This window comes from Roseococcus thiosulfatophilus (assembly GCF_017311575.1).
Classification (GTDB): domain Bacteria; phylum Pseudomonadota; class Alphaproteobacteria; order Acetobacterales; family Acetobacteraceae; genus Roseococcus; species Roseococcus thiosulfatophilus.
The window spans coordinates 14576-31010 of sequence record NZ_JAFFQY010000018.1 but is presented as its reverse complement, the minus strand read 5'-3'; the positions used below and the strand labels follow the sequence as shown (position 1 = coordinate 31010).

Below are 16435 nucleotides of genomic sequence, written 5' to 3'. Positions count from 1 at the left end.
CCAGGTAGCCACGTTCAATTCGCTCCGCCGCAGCCATCTCGGTGATCGAGGCGTATCGCCCTTCGTCCAACAGCTTCTGGTATCGGAACGCCCGTGCCAGCGCCTTCACCAGCGCCGGGTCGGCCCGCGTTGTGATCGGCGCTACGCCATCGGTAACCGGCGTCACGACAGTCTTCCGCCCGGGCCTGTGCCGGATGGCCAGCGGCACGCGGACCGTGATGCTGGTCGCGGCCGTCATGCTGCCACCCTTAGGGCATCCGGTCGGATGGCGCCGAGGTCGCGGACGAGCCCGCCGAGCCCTTCCAGCCGCAGTCGAATGTCAGCGCCAGCCGGGCCGACTATCACCCGCTCAACCAGCGACCGGACAATCCGTGCCTGCTCCGCCGGAAACAGGTGCTCCCACAGCGGGTCGAGCCGATGCAGCGCGTCCTGGGTCTCGCCCTCTGTCAGGTCCGGCGCGTCCTTGCGCGCCGCCCGCCAGGTGCCGACCACGATCTCCGGCTGCCGCAGCAGAGCCCGCACCTGATCGACCACCGCCGCCTCGATCTCCGCTGCCGATACCCGGCGCACGATGGTGTCGTCGCCGGCGGCGTCGCCCTTCAGCACGCGCTGCGCCACGTAGTAGCGGTAGAGCCGGCCGTTCTTCCTGGCGTGCGTCGGCGACAGCGCGCGGCCATCCACACCAAAGATTAGCCCCTTCAGCAGCGCCGGCGTCTGCGCCCGGTTCTGGTTGGCGCGCACCCTTGGGCTGATCTGCAGCACGTCATGCGCCCTGTCCCAGAGCTCCCGCGGCACGATCCCCTGGTGTTCGCCGGGATAAACATGCCCCTTGTGCGCGGCCTCGCCGACATAGGTCCGGTTGTTCAACAGCTTGTAGACATCACCCTTGTCGAGCGGGCGGCCCACCTTGCTGGCGACGCCCTCCTCACGAAGGCGCTTCACCGTCTCCATGCCCGATCCCGTCTCGGCGAAGATATCGAACACCCGGCGCACCCGCGACGCCTCGTCCTCATTCACGATCAGCTTCCTGGCCACGACGTCGTAGCCGAGCGGCACCTTGCCCCCCATCCACATGCCGCGGGCGCGGGACGCCGCGAATTTGTCGCGGATTCTCTCGCCAATGACCTCTCTTTCGAATTGGGCAAAGCTGAGCAGGATGTTCAGCGTCAGCCGCCCCATGCTGGTGGTCGTGTTGAAGCTCTGCGTGACCGAGACGAAGGTCACGCCATGCGCGTCCATCACCTCCACCAGCTTGGCGAAATCCATCAGCGAGCGCGAAAGCCGGTCGATCTTGTAGACCACGATGACATCAACCAGGTCGGCCTGGATGTCGCGCAGCAGGCGCTGCAACGCCGGCCGCTCCAATGTGCCGCCGGAGAACCCGCCATCGTCGTAGCGGTCGCGGACCAGGACCCAGCCCTCGGCGCGCTGGCTGGTGATATATGCCTCACAAGCATCGCGCTGCGCGTCGAGCGTGTTGAACTCCTTCTCCAACCCCTCGTCAGTGGACTTCCGGGTGTAGACGGCGCAGCGAAGCTTCTTCGTGGTGGCCGGCATGGCCGGCTCGATGCGGGCGCGGCGGGTCATGCGTCACCCCGCGCGCGCAGCCCGAAGAACGTCCAGCCATTCCAGCGCGTGCCGGTGATGTGGCGCGCGATGGCCGAGAGCGACTGGTACGGCCGCCCTTCGAATTCGAACTCGTTGACGCGGACGGTGACGACGTGCTGCACGCCCTGCCATTCCCGGATCAGACGCGTGCCGGCCAGCGGGCGACTGTCGGCGCGGATTCGGCGAAGGACGACGTTGCCGCCATCCAGTTGCTCGCCCAGCGCCACCAGCCGGTCGACGGTCTCGGGCTTCAGCCCGCCATACGCGAGCTCCTGGATTCGATATGCCAGTCGGCTCTGGATGTAGGCCCGGTTCCAGGGCGGCGGCTCCTTGCCGAACAGTTCGCGCCACTGCTGCTTTAGCGTGGCGGTCGGCGCCGCCTGCAGCGCGGCGAGCCGGCTCAGGACCTGCGTCGGCGGGATCTTCGGCATGATGGGCGCCGGCGCGGGCGCCGCGGTGGATCGTTTTGTCATGCGAGTCCCTTCCTGTTGGGGTTCGCATGCAGGCGCTGCTTGGCGGTGGAGTGTAGGGGAATGTCTCCCAGCCCCCGAGTTATCTCGGCATCGCGCGCTTCATCCTCGGCAGCGTGGCTGCGCAGCCGCACCAGGCCGCGCGCCAAGATGGCGCAAACCTCGCGGAGGTGCGGCGGCAGGTGCGCGTTCAGTCCCACGGGAAATGGCTTCATACTTAGCCCTACCCGCCGCAGTGGCGATCCGTCCCGATTAGGCGGGCAGGCGCGCCAAGGCCTCATGATACCGACGCCACAGGAGCGCGACCTTCTTCTTGATCGTGCTCTGGTCGGGATACAAGTTGCGCGTGGCGAACCACTCCACCATGCGCCGGACCATGGCGGCCTGGCTTTCAGGGAAGCCATCGATCTGCGTCGACACCACCAACTCGCAGTAAAACTCATCCCAGTCGTACTTCGGCGGGGCGCCGCGCACTGCGGCAGGCGGTGTCACTGCCACAGCCGGCCTGCTTACCGGCGGCACGATCTCCTCCTGAGCTGCCTCAAACCGCGTGAGTTCGGCGTGCCGCACAATCAGCTGCTCCCGTGCAACTACAATCTCACCTGCGTTGTCACCGCGCTCAGCGATGTCGATGTAGCCATCGCCCTCGGCCCGAAATGATCTGACCACCTGCGAACCGACCGTGAGGATCCGCCACGCATCGATTGGCAGTAGGTCCATAGCACCGGTGACATGGCGTCGCCCCTCGGGGATACGAAACCAGTCGCCATTCCCCATATCCTCAATGGTGCCGACGTCGACGGGGAGGGTGGCTACGACCACCGAGAGCACGATCTCGCGTTCAATGACGAAGCCCGCGAGATCGATTGCCGAAATCTCCCAGCGCCGGCATGCCTCATCAATCCCGTAGTAGGGCTTCCTGGTAATCCGGCCGCTCACGACGCTCATTCCTTCCCGACAAAGCGCAGACGCCGATACGCCTGCACCACCTTGGCCATATTCTTCCGCATGTCGGGTGGCAGCCGCTGCGCTTCCACGAACAGATCATCCACCTGCACGCCAAGGATGGCCGCGGCGCGCTCTATCAGCTCGTCGCGGGGAGGGTTCTCCTGGTCGCGCTCAATGCGAGACCAGTAGGCGGGCGAGATCTCCAGCCGCTCCGCGAAATCGTTCAAGCCGATGCCGAGCGCGGTTCGTCGCTCGCGAATAACCGAGCCGAAGCTCACCGCTGTTCTCCCTGCACCAGGCCGTAGCGGCTGAGCCGCACGGCGATAAACCGCTCTGACACACCGAAATCGCCCGCCAGCGCGGCAACCACACCCTCGATCGCCTCGGGCGGATTGTCCGAAGATAACACCCGGCTGCCAGGCCGACCCCGATGCGGCGCATGGATGGTCCGCAGCCGCTCCGAGTGGGCGTGAACCAGCAAGCGGAGGTGGAGCTGCACCGGAGGGGCAAGGAGGGCGCCCATGAACTCATTGGCCCGACGTTCGGAGACCGCAGTGGTTCGGTCGAGCAGTGCATTCGGGCCAGCCGTCACCGAGCGGTAGTGCCGGGCCGGTGCACCAAGCGCGACGGGCACGTCGAACACCACATGGCCCAGCTCATGCGCCGCGGTGCTGACGGCCAGGTCCGGTCGCCCGGCCACCATACGCGCATTCACCGACACCAGCGCCGTCCCAGGCATCTCGGGATCCGTCTCACAAACCCCGAGCACGGCTTCTCCGGAGGCATCGTGCACAGGATGGCCGAGCTCCCAGGAGACGGTGATGGCGCGGCCATTCGCCGACACGGTGCGCGTTGCGGCTACCAGCGCGGCGATCGGCAGCGCAAAGCCATCCTGACCCGCCATGACCTGCCGGCGCATCTGGGCAGCGACCCCCCATAGAGTCTGGGCCGACAGGGGCTGGGGCGCGCCCGAGGCGGCGTGATGCGGATAGTCGATGATGATGGACATGCCCTGAACATGACGAACTGCTGTGTGGTTGGTCAACAGCAATCTCCATGCGACGAAGGGTTATCCCCGGTATCCACCGATCATCCGTGTGAGGAACATATCCCGCATGGGTGGCGCGCAATTCACCCGCGATGCCGCCGCAAAGCACCGAAAATCACCCAAGCTCTTGAGCCGGCATAGGGAATTAATCCTTATGTCCATCAATTCCCCATTCCGCCCCTTTCCGCCTCTCCGCCCCCAGAGGTCACGTGATTGCATACTGGCTCTACAGCATTCCACCAGGAGCCACGTCCATGCGCCCTCGGCTTTCCCTTGCCGATCTCGACATCGTTCACCCCATTGCCCAGCGCCAGGCGCGCCAGCTCTGCCGCGCCTTGGGGCGCCCCAGCCACGAGCGGGAGGACATGGAGCAGGACATGCTGCTCGACCTCCTGACCCGGCTGGCCTCCTTCGATCCGGCGCGCGGAACGCTCGCCGCCTTCGCCACAGTCTGCTTCCAGCATCGCGCGTCCCGTCTCGCCACGCGGCTCCGGCGCGAGAGGCGCGAACGGCATGAGGCGTCCCTGGACGATGCGGTGCCGGGCCAGGAGGAGGAGGAGCTGACGCTCGCCGACATCATCCCCGAATCCGAGGGGTACGCGGCGTGGTGCGGTCAGCAGACGGATACCGTGGCAGCGCTGGAACGGCGCCTGGATCTGGATCGCGCCGGCGCGGTCCTGGACGAGCGCGACCTCCCCCTATGCGCCTCCCTCACGCGGTGCACGCCGCATGAGCTCGGCCAGCAGGGCCCGGTTCCCAGGTCCGTTCTCTACCGCCGCATCCACGAGATGCGCCTGCGGCTCCTCGCCGGCGGTATTGCCGCGGCGGCCTGAGACGGATCAGCGACCGGCTGGGTAGGGCTAAGTATGGACACCCCGATCATCGACATCCGCGCAGTGGTGCCGCCTCTCACCGAGGCGTCGCTCTGCACCTGGCTGGGCGCTGCGGCCCCTGGCGACAGCATCATCTACCACCGCGGCGCGCTCGCCCGGCAAATCTGCCCGCATCTGCGTTGCCTGCCCGAGGACGAGCGCACAGCGCTGCAGCGCCTGGCGGCTCGCGCATGGAAGCTGACTGAGCTTGGCCTCGCGGATCTCGTGCAGCGCCGGCATGGCTATGAGGACTACGCCTACATCCTCGTCGCCCGTCGGCGGCCGCGCCGAAGCGCCTCATCCCTCCTGCCCATGATGCTGAAGGAGGCCGCATGATGGACGCGCATCTCTCCAACCGTCCCACGCTCGACGCGCTGCGCCGCATGCCGGTGAGCGACGTGATTGCGCTTCCGGCCGAGCATCTGGCGCTGCTGCAGACCGATGCGCGCGAGGCCCTGGATGCCGCCAAGCGCATGCAGGACTGGATCGAGGCCGCGATTGCACTCCGCTACGAGCAGCGCGCCATCGGCGCCCGTGCCGCGGCCGGTAAGGACACCGGCACGGTCCGCTTCCAAGACGGCGCCGTGGAGATCGCGGTCGATCTGCCCAAGCGGGTGGAATGGGACCAGGCGCGGCTCGCCGCGCTGTCGGAGCAGATCCGCGCTGGCGGCGAGGATCCTGGGCAGTATGTCGAGGTCAGCTTCAAAGTCCCGGAGCGCGCCTACACCGCCTGGCCGGAGCGCATTCGCGCGGCCTTCGAGCCCGCCCGTACTGTCCGCACCGGCCGCGCCACCTATCGCCTGGCCATCATGTCCGAGACGGCGCAGCGGGACAGTCCGCACGCCGGCGCCCTCCACCCTCTGCGGGGAGCTCTCTGATGGCGCTGCGCATCGTCACGGCCGATGAGCGCCTCTCGCGCGCGGCCAACAAGACCACCATGGCCCTGTTCGGCCCCAGTGGCGTCGGCAAGACCACGCAGCTCAAGACGCTGCCGGCGGCCGAGACCATCTGTATCGATCTCGAGGCCGGCCTCAAGTCGGTGCAGGACTGGCGCGGCGACAGCATTCCGGTGCGCTGCTTCGAAGACGCCATCGACCTTGCCTGCCTGGTGGGCGGCGTGAACCCGGCTGCCGATCCGACCGGGTTCTTCTCGGAAGGCCACTATCAGCATCTCGCCGCGGCGCATCCCGACATGGTGCGGCTGATCGCCAGCAAATCCATCGTGTTCCTGGACAGCATCACCGACCTCACGCGGCAGGCGATGGCCTGGGCCAAGACGCGGCCCGAGGCCTTCTCGGAGAAGACCGGCAAGCCTGACACCCGTGGCGCCTATGGCCTGCTCGCCCGCGAGGTCATCGGGCTGCTGAAGCATCTGCAGCATGCGCCGGGCAAGACCACGATCATGGTCGGCATCTTGGAGAAGGTGACCGACGAGTTCGGCAAGGTTACCTGGCAGCCGCAGATGGAAGGCGGCAAGGCGGCCCGCGAGCTGCCCGGCATCGTCGACCAAGTCGTCACCATGGGGCTGTTCAGCCGCGAGGGCGAGGCCTGGCGCCACGACCCCGAGCGCGGGACCGAGCGCCGCCTCGTCTGCCGGGCCGGCAACAGCTTCGGGCTGCCCGCGAAGGATCGCTCCGGCCGTCTCGACGAGACCGAGCCCGCGGACCTCGCCGCCCTTCTCCGCAAGATCAACGCCACCAGCACCAACACCAACACCGCCAAGGGGGTGATGCCATGACCTATGACATGAACGATGCCGAACTGCCGCGCGGCTCCGACCTCATCCCGGACGGCAGCTTTGTGAAGGTCATCATGCACCTCCGCAAGGGCGGGCTGGATGGCCGGGCGAGGCCGATCGCGGCCTGCTCAAGGCGACCAAGACGCAGGGCAGCGACGTGAAGATGCTGGACTGCGAGTTCACCGTCACGGCCGGCCCGCACATCCGTCGCAAGTTCTGGCAGACCTTCACGGTCGTCGGCGGGAAGGTGGACGACCAGGGCGTGTCGATCGGCTGGAAGATCTCGAAGGGGGTCTTTCGGGCCATGATCGACAGCGCGCTCGGGCTGGACTCGCAGGACATGAGCGAGGCGGCGAAGGCCAAGCGCATGCTGCGCGGTCTGTCCGACCTGCACGGGATCACCTTCGCGGCCAAGGTGCGCGTCGAGCCTGCCAATGACCCGCGCTACTCCGACAGCAATCGGCTGGACCGTGTCGTGCTGCCGGGCGAGCCGGAATACGCCAAGGTCATGGCCGGAGAAGCCGTCGCCGCGGCGCCCAGCAACCGGCCGGCCCGTCCGCCCGCTGCCGCGGCCGCCACGCCCCCGGCCTGGTCGGGCCAGGCTGCCACCGCGCCTGCGGCTCCGGCGCCCCGCATGTGGGAACGCCCGGCCGCCGCCAGCCCCGCACCCCAGCCCGCGGCGCCCGCTCCTGCCGCCAGCGGCCCGTCCTGGCTGAACGGGTGATGCGCCGATGGTTCGTCGCCGCTGGACGCGGCCGCCGCAGCCGCGTGCTGCGGCCCAGTCCCTGCCACCGCCGCGCGGCTGCTCGCCCGAGGATCAGGTGCGTCGCCTCACCTGCGCGCTCTGCGGCCGGGAGGCGAAGGGCTTCGGCTACATCCATCAGCTTCGTTGGGGCGAATTCCCGCATCACCGCTTCTGCTCGATGCGGTGCTGCGAGGCTGGTGGTGCGCTGGGCCGGAGGTCCAACGGCGTGATCGACAAAACCCCGATGGAGGAGCGCGCGGTGAAGGACGCGCGCCGTCCGCTCGCGGAAGTGCTGGTCGAGCTGAACCTCATGGCGCCCTTCCACGACCGCAGCGCGGCGGAGATCGATCGGATCATCGAGGCCTGCGTCGACGGCTTCCAGGCATCCATGCAGCGCCAGGCTGCCGAGCGGGATCCGCTCGACGACCCGATTCCATTTTGAGGACATCGATGATCCTCGACTTCAACCACCAATCCGGCCTGGTCTATGGACGCCCCGCGCACGGCGTGGCCGACGCCACCGCGCTCATCAATGCGCATGTCGATGCCGCGCTGGTGGCGCGCAACCAGCGGCAGCGCCCGCGGGACTATCTTGGCGGCAGCCGCATCGGCGAAGCATGTGCCCGCAAGCTCGTCTACGAGGTGGCCCACACGCCCAAGGATGCCGGCCGCGACTTCGACGGCGGCATCCTCCGCGTCTTCGATGCCGGACACCAGTTCGAGACGCTGTCCATCCGGTGGCTCCGCCAGGCGGGCTTCGATCTGCGGGACCGCGGCGCCGACGGCGAGCAATTCGGCTTTGCCGCAGCGGGCGGAAAGCTGCGCGGCCATGCCGATGGCGTCATCGTCGCGGGGCCCGATGTTGGCATCCGCTGGCCTTCCCTGTGGGAGCACAAGGCGCTCGGTCAGAAGTCGTGGAACGACCTCGTCAAGCACGGGCTGCGGCAGTCCAAACCGATCTACTTCGCCCAGGTGCAGCTCTACATGGCCTATCTCGAGCTCGAGGTGGCGCTGCTCACCGCGCTGAACCGCGACACGCTGGCGCTGCACCACGAGGCGGTGCCCTTCGACGCAGCCGAGGCGCAGCGCCTGTCCGATCGCGCCGTCGACATCCTCCGCGCTGCTGACGCCGGCGAATTGCCGCCGCGGATAGCAGCCCACGCCGATTTCTACCTCTGCCGCTTTTGCCCCTACGCGGCGCGCTGCTGGGAGATGCCTGCTTGAACGACATCACTCCCTCCGACACCCAGCACCGCGCCATCGCCGCGATCAGGGCATGGTTCGAGCACGGCACCGAGAAGCAGCAGGTGTTTCGCCTGTTCGGCTTCGCCGGCACGGGCAAGTCAACCGTGCTGAAGTTTGCGCTCAGCGAGATCGGCCTCGAGCCGCATCGCGCCGGCGGTGATGGCGAGGGCTGCGTGCCCGGCGTCGTCACCTCCACCTTCACCGGCAAGGCCGCGCTGGTCCTGCGCCGCAAGGGCACGCCCGCACGCACCATCCACAGCCTGATCTACAGCGTCATCGAGGCGACCGAGGAGGAAGTCGAGGCTGCCGAGAAGAAGATCACCGAGGCTATGGCCAGTGCGCGGCAGCTCTCGGGCTTCGATCGCACCACCGCCGAGGCGACGATCGAGGCGATGCGCCAGGCCGTCTCCGAGATGAAGCGGCCACGCTTTGCGCTGAACCCGAAGAGCGACGCGGCGCATGCGAGGCTCATCGTGCTCGATGAGGTGTCGATGGTCGGCGAGGACATGGCGCGCGACCTCATGAGCTTCGGCAAGCCCATCCTGGTCCTCGGCGATCCTGGCCAGCTTCCGCCCATCCAGGGCGAAGGCGCCTTCACCAAGGATGCGCCCGATATCATGCTGACCGAGATCCACCGCCAGGCGGCGGAGAGCGCCATCATTCGCCTCGCCACCATGGCCCGCGAAGGCGTGGCGATCGGCTTCGGCCAATACGACACCCACGTCTGGAAGATGCGCAAATCCGACGTGACGCCGGAACAGGCGCTCCGCGGCGGCCAGGTCATCTGCGGCATGAACGCGACGCGCCTGCAGCTGAACAACGCCATGCGCCAGGCCGCCGGCTTCGGGCCAGGCTGGCTGCCGACCGGCCCCGCCGAGAAGATCGTCTGCCTGAAGAACCAGAACGATCTCGGGCTGATCAACGGGATGTTCCTCTCGCTCGACGCCGTCGTCGATGAGGGGACCCACTACTTCTCGGCGGTGGTGACCGACGAGGACGGCAATCGCATCGGGCCGCTGCAGCAGGACGGCAGCCGCGGCCGGCTGCGCATCTACAAGGGGCACTTCGAGGACCACATCGCCTTCGACAAGCAGCGCCATGACCGCGACTGGAAGACCAAGCGTGCGCTGACCGAGGCGACCTTCGGCTGGGCCATCACCGGCCATAAGAGCCAGGGGTCGCAGTGGGAGAACGTGGTGGTCTGGGACGATGGTCTCGGCCGCACGGAGCTGGATCGGCGCCGCTGGCTCTACACCACCATTACCCGCGCCGAGCAGGGCCTGGTGATCCTCGCATGAACGCCGAGCCCCATCCCGCTGTCACCGCATCGGCATGCATCGACCTGAACGATGCCGGCCCCGTGCTGCCGGTTCGGCACGACCTGGCCGAGGTGCGGCGCAGGCTGGCGGACACGGCGCGGGACTGGCTGCCGGCGTTGTTCCCGCAGGCGGTCCGCGCGCCGGACCGGAAGACGCTGCGCTGCGCCGACCTTTCGGGTCGCCGGCCCCGTGGCGAGGGATCCTGCGTCCTGCACCTCGAGGGTCGCTTCGCTGGATGGGGCTTCGACCACGCCACCGGCGAAAGCGCCGGGCCGATCGACATGGTCTATCACGCGACCGGGCTGACCGAGGCGCGGCTTTTCGCCGAGGCCGCCCGCCTGGCGCACATGGAGCAGCCGGCGCCCAGCCCGCGGCCGCAGGAGCCGCGACCGGACCACAGCCGCGAGGTGGCGCGGCTGCTGGAAGGCTGCCAGCCACTCGCCGGCTCGGTGGCCGAGACCTATCTGCGCAGCCGCGGGCTGGAGATGCCGGACAGCCCCGACCTGCTGTTCCATCCGGACCTTCCCGACTTCGACACGAAGCGTGGCTGGGCCGGGATAGTGGCGGTCGCCCGCGATGGCGCCGGCGAGCCCACCGGTGGTATCCACCGGACCTACCTGCTGGACGACGGCTCGGCGAAGGCGCCGCCGGGGAAGAAGATGCTGGGGCCCATCGCCGGCGGTGCGGTGCGCCTGGCGCCGTTCCCCGCCGACGGCCGGCTCGGCGTCGCCGAGGGGATCGAGACCGCGCTCTCGGCGCAGGCCATCTTCTGCGTTCCAACCGTGGCGGCGCTCTCCGCGGATGGGCTGCGGCGCTGGCGGTGGCCGGACGGCACCACCCACGTCACCATCTTCGCCGATGCTGGCCTGCCAGGCATGCAGGCCGCGGCCACGCTGGCGGACCAGCTGAACCTCGCCAACATCCCCTCCCGGATCCTCGCGCCGCTGCATGGCGACGACTTCAACGACGACCTGCGGCATGGCGTGACGGCCGAAGACTATGCCGCGCCGGCACCAACTGGTGAGCAGGCCCCGTCGCCCACCACCGCGGAGGAGTTGCTGGCGGCCGCGGCCACGCTCACCAACCCGCCCGACATGGGGCCGCTGTCGCAGCTGCTGGGGCGCCTCGTCACCCTCCGGCTCGAGCCGCTACCGGAACGCCAGGTCCTCGGCGCCATCAAATCCGCGACCGGCATCGCCGTCTCCATCCTGGAGAAGCAGCTCGGCGAGTTGCGGCGCCGCTTCAACACCACGGGCGATGTGAACCAGGCGCCGATCCGGCTGCGCTGGGCTGCTCTGCTGCGCCTCGAGCCGAGCGGCGCGCCGGAGCGCAACGAGGCGAATGTGATCACGGCGCTGTCGCTCGATGCGGCGTTCGCCGGCGCGCTGGTCTTCGACGAGTTCGCACAGGAGATCCTGGTCACTCGGGCCCTGCCCTGGGAGCCCGCCGTCAGCACCCTGCCGCGGGCCTGGGGTGATGCGGATGACGTGCGCTGCGCCGAATGGCTCCAGCGCCACGAGATCAACGTCCCGCCCGTCGTGGTGGGGCGCAGCGTCGTGGCGGTCGCCCGCAACATCCGCATCCACCCGGTACGGGACTATCTCCGCGCGCTCACCTGGGATGGGACGCTGCGGCTCGATGCGTGGGGCGTGACCTATCTCGGCGCGGCCGACACGCCGCTGAACCGGGCCATGGCCTCGCTGTGGATGATCTCCGCGGTCGCGCGGATCATGCGCCCCGGCTGCAAGGCCGATCACATGCTGATCCTGGAGGGCCCGCAGGGCATTAGGAAGTCGACGGCGCTGAAGGTGCTCGCCTCCGACGCCTGGTTCACAGATGAGCTGGCGGAGATCGGCTCGAAGGATGCCGCGCAGCAGATGCGTGGCGTGTGGATCATCGAGATGGCCGAGCTCGACGCGATCGGCAGAGCCGAAGTGTCGCGCATCAAGGCCTTCCTCACCCGTACCTCCGACCGCTACCGCCCCCCCTATGAGCGCTACGTGGTCACGGTGCCCCGGCAGTGCGTCTTCGCCGGCAGCGTCAATCCCGACACCTATCTGCGCGACGAGACCGGCAACCGGCGCTTCTGGCCACTGCGTTGCGGGGAGATCGACCTCGACGGGCTCCGCCGCGACCGGGACCAGCTTTGGGCTGAGGCCGTTGCGCGATTCAACGAGGGCGCCCCGTGGTGGCTGGAGGATCGCGACCTCATCGTCTCCGCCACAGCCGAGCAGGAGGCCCGCTACGAGCCGGATGCCTGGGATGCGCTGATAGAGCGCTGGCTGGTCTCCGAACGGCGCAGCGTGAACGTCGGCTTCGGCAGCTACGACGACTGGCAGGAGCGCCACATGCCTCGCCCGACGCCATTGACCGACGTCTCCGTCGGCGAGGTGCTGGAGCAGGCGCTCAGCATTGAGCCCGCAAAATGGACCCGGGCAGACCAGATGCGCGTCTCCAGCTTCCTGAAGGCGAGGAAGTGGGAGCGGTTCAAGGCCACCGTGCCCAGTAAGGATGGCGGCACGCGGGAGTGGCGATATCGGGCCCCGCGTCCGGACGGCAGGGCGTGATGGCTGCCGCGCTCATGTCCCAACGCCCCCGCCACGTCCCAACCCATGCGCTGAGGTTGGGTCAGACGAAATCGACTGCAACTCAGTCACTTGCTGACCCGTGTCCCAACGTCCCAACCGTCCCAACGGGTCTGAAACCTAGATGCGGAAGGTCTGAGTCGGGCCGGACATACATTTCCCTTATAGGTTTAGGGGAGGTCGCCCCGGGTTGGGACGTTGGGACATGCCAGCGTAACACCTTGATTCGGCGTGAAAGTGCTTCCTGCCAGGTAGCCGCAGGTTGGACCCGGTTGGGTCCTGGGTTGGGGCGGCAGCGGCCGCCAGCGATAGGCCCCCCGGATACAGGTCCGCCGAAATGCCGGGCAGCGACGGCGAGCTCCGCCAAGAACCGCGCCGTCGCCGCCCTCACCAGGACGATCCCCTTCCGGAGACCACCATGGCAGTTGCGACTCTCACCATGCCCGCCGCGCACGCAAGCCGCCCGCCCATCGCCCTCCCGCCCGCGACCAGCCTGACGCACCACACCGTGCTCGCGCTCGATCTCGGCACCACCACCGGCTGGGCGCTGCGTAGCCACGATGGTGGCATCACCTCTGGAACCATGACGTTCCGGCCCAGCCGCTTCGAAGGCGGCGGGATGCGCTTCCTGCGGTTCCGCGGATGGCTGGCGGAGGTCGCCGCCCTGTCCGGCGGTGTGGCGCGGATCGTGTTCGAGGAAGTCCGCGCCCATGCCGGCACCGATGCGAGCCACACTTACGGCGGTTTCCTCGCCACGCTGACCGCTTGGTGCGAGGAGCATGAAGTCCCCTACCAGGGCGTCCCAGTCGGCACGATCAAACGCTACGCCACCGGCAAGGGCAATGCCGACAAGGCGAAGATGGTCGCCGCCATCCAGGCCCGCGGTTTCGCACCGGCTGACGACAACGAGGCGGATGCCATCGCCCTTCTGCTTTGGGCCACCGACCCCACGGGAGGTCGCGCATGAGTATGCACGGCGCACCGCAGCCGCCCCGGTCCTGCCTCGACCGCGGCACGCGCAGCCCGACCAACGACAGCGAGGTCAACGCTATGCGGGCCGCCGCGTGGCATCGCCATGGCGTGGCCGCGCTGCCTGTCGCCGACATCACGGACGACTGGCTGCGCCAGGCCATCACCAACGAAGCCAACCGGCGCTGGGGGCGTCGTGACGGGGAGAACCACAATGGCCGGTAAGCGCAAGGCAAAGCGGGTGGTCGAGGACCTGTCAAAGCCCTCGAAGTGGCGGCTTCAGCATGGCGGCTTCTCGGACCCGATTCGCGACGCGGATCCCGAGACGGGCACGCCCGTGGCGCATCGCCGCGCCGTGGACACGCTCGGGTTAATGCTGGCGCACGGCAGCATCACGCCACAGATGCACGAAGCGGGTGAGATCTTCCGCGGGCTGTTCCGCGCCGCCTGCTTCGACAGCATGTCGACGTCGCAGATCATGCGCATCCCAGGCACGCGCGTCGACACGCTCTCGACGATGCAGGTGGAGGCACGGCGCCGCGTCGCTGCGGCGCTCGATGCGCTGGGGGGGCAGGACAGCCCCTGCGGCTCCTGCGCGTGGTTCGTCGTCGGCCTGGAGTTCTCGGTCCGCGAGTGGTCGATGCGGCAGGGCTGGGCCGGACGGACGGTGCACGGCCCAGTGGGACAGGGCATCCTGGTTGGGTCCCTCGGCATTCTCGCCGTGCACTTCGGGCTGATGCCACGAGCGAGGGCGGCGTGACGCGGGACGATCGGGGCGGTCATCATCGCCCCGATCACGCTGTTACAATTCACCCCGTAGCGGCTCCGAAATCGATAAGGCTAGAAGCAAGACACGTAGAGAAGGTGCGAGAGCGCCGCGGCTGAACAGCCACGCTGCGGCTCGATCGAGACAGTGGCTCTCGAGCCGCAGGGTCCTTCCTGGCCCCGCTGTATGCGGGGGGCGGAAGCGCGCAAGGTCGCTAGCGACAGGCGAAAAACGAGGTTGCCAGGTTGCCAGTGCCAACCCCAAGCCATTGACCGGACAAGGGTTCAATGGGTTGCCAGGCGCAAACCATGGGTTGCCACATGCAAACCAGCACCGCACTGTTGCCACCGCCGCACCCATCACAGGAGATGCGGTTGCCAGAACGTATCACCTCCGCCCGTGACGTCGCCCGTCGCCTCGGACTCTCTCACACCGCGATCCAGAAGGCCGAGCAGGTCGGCCGCATCCGCCGGGAGACGGATGGGTCCTGGGACGTCGAACGTGTTCGCCGCGATCTGACAGCCTCGGCCGTGCCGGGACGCTCCCCCCTGGCGCCTCCAGGTGAGGACACGCCGCTGGGGAGGCTGACCCTGGCTCGGCTTGCGCTCGGCGTCGAAGCGCAGCGGCTCGCCATGGATCAGAGGAAGGGCCGCCTCATGGATGTCGTCACCGCCAACCACCGCATCGATGAGTTTGCAGCCGGCATGCGCGATGGGGTGCTGAATTGGCCGGCGCGGGTTTCGGGTCAGATTGCCGCCGAGATCGGCCGCGATCCTCACCTCGTGCAGACCATCCTGCAGGAGCAGATGAACGCGCTTCTGCTGGAGGTCGCCGATCGTCTGGATCCGAGTGCTTCGAACGAGCCAGACCCGCGCGCTTGATGCGCGGGCCGCATCGACGTCCCAGCGGCGGGAAATCGATCGGCGGGCGCCAAGATCCAAGGTGATCAGCGGCACGCGCCCCGCCGGCGCGGAGACGTTTGCCGGCATGTGCAGCTCCATCAATTCAGCGAAGCAGGATCCGCGCGACGGAAGGGTTACGACCCTTCCGATTCCTGCATCCAGGCCGGGATGTCGCGCTGCGCATGCAGCACCCGCCAGACGTCAAGGTGGTCCTCTCGCTCGACGTAGAACACGACATACGGGTAGCGCCGCAGCGGCCAGGTGCGGAGCCCTTCCAGCCGCAACTCGAAGGCATAGCGCGGCGACCCCACCGCCGGATGCTGCGCGATCCGCCTGAAGGCCCGCTCCAGCGCGTCGATGAAGGCCAGTGCGACCGGCTCGCCGGCCTCGGCCGCGTAGTGGGCGATCGCCTGATCGATGTCGTGCTGTGCCGCCTGTCGCGGAATGATCGGCTTGGCGATCACGCCTGCTGCTGGCGGACGCGGCGGCGGAGCGTGTCGAAATAGGCATCATCGGCCGGCGCTGCCGGGGCCGAGGCGGCGCCCTCCAGCAGCAGGCCGCGCAGGCGCTCGCGCTCCTGGTCCTTACGGATCAGCTCGCGGACATACTCGCTGCTGGTGCTGTAACCACGCGCGGCGACCTGCTCATCCACGAAGGATTTCAGCCCATCCGGCAGGGAGACGTTCATAGTGGCCATGGGCCAGACTCTAGCCGGTTTTGGCAAAAATTGGCAAGAATGATGTGAACCGGAAACGCTCCAGGCTGGAAAAACGGCAGAATCATGATGTGATCAAGGCAGCAAAAAGATAGCAATACCGTGCCGCTGCATCTTGCTTGGCTCGTGCGCGGCACAGCGCGAATGGTCCGTCACACGCAGAGCACCCCGCCCCGCACCACGACGGAGACCACGATGACCGACCGCGAAGCCCGCGCCGCCCGCAACCAGGAACGCAGCCTCGAAGCCTTCCTCGCCGAGAAGGCGCGCTTCGACGCGATGGTCGCCGAGCTTCAGCAGATGAGCGCGGACCACTTCGGCGCGGATCCCGAGACGGTGCTCTGGGGCGCGCATGCCAGCCTGCAGCACTGGAACAGCCTGCTGGCGCGGGTAACGGACTCCTACCTGAAGCGCGGCGAATGGGCCGAATGAAGCGGGCCACTCCCGCACCGCCCCGACCGGCAGCGCCGGCGGGGCTCCCGGCAGTAGGGGCCGATGAGCGGCG

At 68.2% G+C, this 16435-nt stretch carries 22 protein-coding genes and 1 pseudogene; 15 read left to right on the top strand and 8 right to left on the bottom strand.

The window, feature by feature from the left end; translation table 11 throughout:
• The 6 genes and pseudogenes from JTN19_RS08795 to JTN19_RS08770 form a co-directional block, all read right to left on the bottom strand.
• Positions 1-238 (bottom strand): annotated as a pseudogene (locus tag JTN19_RS08795) (hypothetical protein); the annotation flags it as partial.
• Entirely contained in the window at positions 235-1587 is a 1353-nt protein-coding gene (locus JTN19_RS08790; protein ID WP_206931539.1) for a recombinase family protein, read from the bottom strand. The pseudogene JTN19_RS08795 and the gene JTN19_RS08790, both read right to left, overlap by 4 nt.
• Entirely contained in the window at positions 1584-2081 is a 498-nt protein-coding gene (locus JTN19_RS08785; RefSeq protein ID WP_206931538.1) for a DUF2924 domain-containing protein, read from the bottom strand. Before JTN19_RS08785 ends, JTN19_RS08790 begins: the two co-directional genes overlap by 4 nt.
• A gap of 249 nt (positions 2082-2330) precedes the next feature.
• Positions 2331-3026 carry a hypothetical protein gene (locus JTN19_RS08780; protein WP_206931537.1) on the bottom strand — a complete coding sequence of 232 codons (696 nt, stop codon included), beginning with the start codon at positions 3024-3026 and terminating at the stop codon, positions 2331-2333.
• Complete coding sequence (locus JTN19_RS08775; protein WP_206931536.1) at positions 3023-3304, bottom strand: helix-turn-helix domain-containing protein; 282 nt, start codon at positions 3302-3304, stop codon at positions 3023-3025. Before JTN19_RS08775 ends, JTN19_RS08780 begins: the two co-directional genes overlap by 4 nt.
• The gene (locus JTN19_RS08770; RefSeq protein ID WP_206931535.1) at positions 3301-4035 is read right to left on the bottom strand and encodes an ImmA/IrrE family metallo-endopeptidase; all 735 of its coding nucleotides are present in this window, start codon (positions 4033-4035) and stop codon (positions 3301-3303) included. The genes JTN19_RS08775 and JTN19_RS08770 overlap by 4 nt, the downstream gene beginning before the upstream one ends.
• A gap of 293 nt (positions 4036-4328) precedes the next feature.
• Between JTN19_RS08770 and JTN19_RS08765 the strand changes: the two genes are divergently transcribed.
• The 14 genes from JTN19_RS08765 (at position 4329) to JTN19_RS08705 (ending at position 15194) form a co-directional block, all read left to right on the top strand.
• Complete coding sequence (locus JTN19_RS08765) at positions 4329-4907, top strand: sigma factor (RefSeq protein WP_206931534.1); 579 nt, start codon at positions 4329-4331, stop codon at positions 4905-4907.
• A 33-nt stretch (positions 4908-4940) separates the two neighbouring features.
• Complete coding sequence (locus JTN19_RS08760) at positions 4941-5282, top strand: hypothetical protein (RefSeq protein WP_206931533.1); 342 nt, start codon at positions 4941-4943, stop codon at positions 5280-5282.
• Positions 5279-5824, top strand: a complete 546-nt coding sequence (locus tag JTN19_RS08755) for a hypothetical protein (protein ID WP_340643298.1) — start codon at positions 5279-5281, stop codon at positions 5822-5824. The genes JTN19_RS08760 and JTN19_RS08755 overlap by 4 nt, the downstream gene beginning before the upstream one ends.
• Entirely contained in the window at positions 5824-6684 is an 861-nt protein-coding gene (locus JTN19_RS08750) for an ATP-binding protein (protein WP_206931532.1), read from the top strand. The genes JTN19_RS08755 and JTN19_RS08750 overlap by 1 nt, the downstream gene beginning before the upstream one ends.
• The gene (locus JTN19_RS20135; protein ID WP_242530996.1) at positions 6681-6845 is read left to right on the top strand and encodes a hypothetical protein; all 165 of its coding nucleotides are present in this window, start codon (positions 6681-6683) and stop codon (positions 6843-6845) included. Before JTN19_RS08750 ends, JTN19_RS20135 begins: the two co-directional genes overlap by 4 nt.
• The gene (locus JTN19_RS08745; RefSeq protein ID WP_242530995.1) at positions 6842-7408 is read left to right on the top strand and encodes a hypothetical protein; all 567 of its coding nucleotides are present in this window, start codon (positions 6842-6844) and stop codon (positions 7406-7408) included. The genes JTN19_RS20135 and JTN19_RS08745 overlap by 4 nt, the downstream gene beginning before the upstream one ends.
• Positions 7409-7415: 7 nt before the next feature.
• On the top strand, positions 7416-7871 hold the full coding sequence (locus JTN19_RS20130) for a DUF6511 domain-containing protein (RefSeq protein ID WP_242530994.1): 456 nt from the start codon (positions 7416-7418) through the stop codon (positions 7869-7871).
• An 8-nt stretch (positions 7872-7879) separates the two neighbouring features.
• The gene (locus JTN19_RS08735) at positions 7880-8653 is read left to right on the top strand and encodes a hypothetical protein (RefSeq protein ID WP_206931531.1); all 774 of its coding nucleotides are present in this window, start codon (positions 7880-7882) and stop codon (positions 8651-8653) included.
• On the top strand, positions 8650-9972 hold the full coding sequence (locus tag JTN19_RS08730; RefSeq protein ID WP_206931530.1) for an ATP-dependent DNA helicase: 1323 nt from the start codon (positions 8650-8652) through the stop codon (positions 9970-9972). The genes JTN19_RS08735 and JTN19_RS08730 overlap by 4 nt, the downstream gene beginning before the upstream one ends.
• Positions 9969-12560, top strand: a complete 2592-nt coding sequence (locus JTN19_RS08725; protein ID WP_206931529.1) for a VapE domain-containing protein — start codon at positions 9969-9971, stop codon at positions 12558-12560. Before JTN19_RS08730 ends, JTN19_RS08725 begins: the two co-directional genes overlap by 4 nt.
• A 436-nt stretch (positions 12561-12996) precedes the next feature.
• Complete coding sequence (locus JTN19_RS08720) at positions 12997-13545, top strand: crossover junction endodeoxyribonuclease RuvC (protein WP_206931528.1); 549 nt, start codon at positions 12997-12999, stop codon at positions 13543-13545.
• Entirely contained in the window at positions 13542-13772 is a 231-nt protein-coding gene (locus JTN19_RS08715; RefSeq protein WP_206931527.1) for a hypothetical protein, read from the top strand. The genes JTN19_RS08720 and JTN19_RS08715 overlap by 4 nt, the downstream gene beginning before the upstream one ends.
• Positions 13762-14307 (top strand): DUF6456 domain-containing protein, encoded by a 546-nt coding sequence (locus tag JTN19_RS08710; RefSeq protein WP_206931526.1) that lies wholly within the window; start codon positions 13762-13764, stop codon positions 14305-14307. The genes JTN19_RS08715 and JTN19_RS08710 overlap by 11 nt, the downstream gene beginning before the upstream one ends.
• Positions 14308-14633: 326 nt before the next feature.
• Entirely contained in the window at positions 14634-15194 is a 561-nt protein-coding gene (locus JTN19_RS08705) for a hypothetical protein (RefSeq protein WP_242530993.1), read from the top strand.
• A 155-nt stretch (positions 15195-15349) separates the two neighbouring features.
• Here the strand turns inward: JTN19_RS08705 and JTN19_RS08700 are convergent, their stop codons facing one another.
• Both JTN19_RS08700 and JTN19_RS08695 read right to left on the bottom strand, forming a co-directional pair.
• Positions 15350-15679 (bottom strand): type II toxin-antitoxin system RelE/ParE family toxin, encoded by a 330-nt coding sequence (locus JTN19_RS08700; RefSeq protein WP_206931525.1) that lies wholly within the window; start codon positions 15677-15679, stop codon positions 15350-15352.
• Positions 15676-15912 carry a type II toxin-antitoxin system ParD family antitoxin gene (locus JTN19_RS08695; RefSeq protein ID WP_242530992.1) on the bottom strand — a complete coding sequence of 79 codons (237 nt, stop codon included), beginning with the start codon at positions 15910-15912 and terminating at the stop codon, positions 15676-15678. The genes JTN19_RS08700 and JTN19_RS08695 overlap by 4 nt, the downstream gene beginning before the upstream one ends.
• 213 nt (positions 15913-16125) lie before the next feature.
• On the opposite strand from JTN19_RS08695, the gene JTN19_RS08690 reads away from it, so the two are divergent.
• A complete protein-coding gene (locus JTN19_RS08690) occupies positions 16126-16362 on the top strand; it encodes a hypothetical protein (protein WP_206931524.1) in 237 nt (78 codons plus the stop codon).
• The last annotated feature ends 73 nt before the right edge of the window (positions 16363-16435 follow it).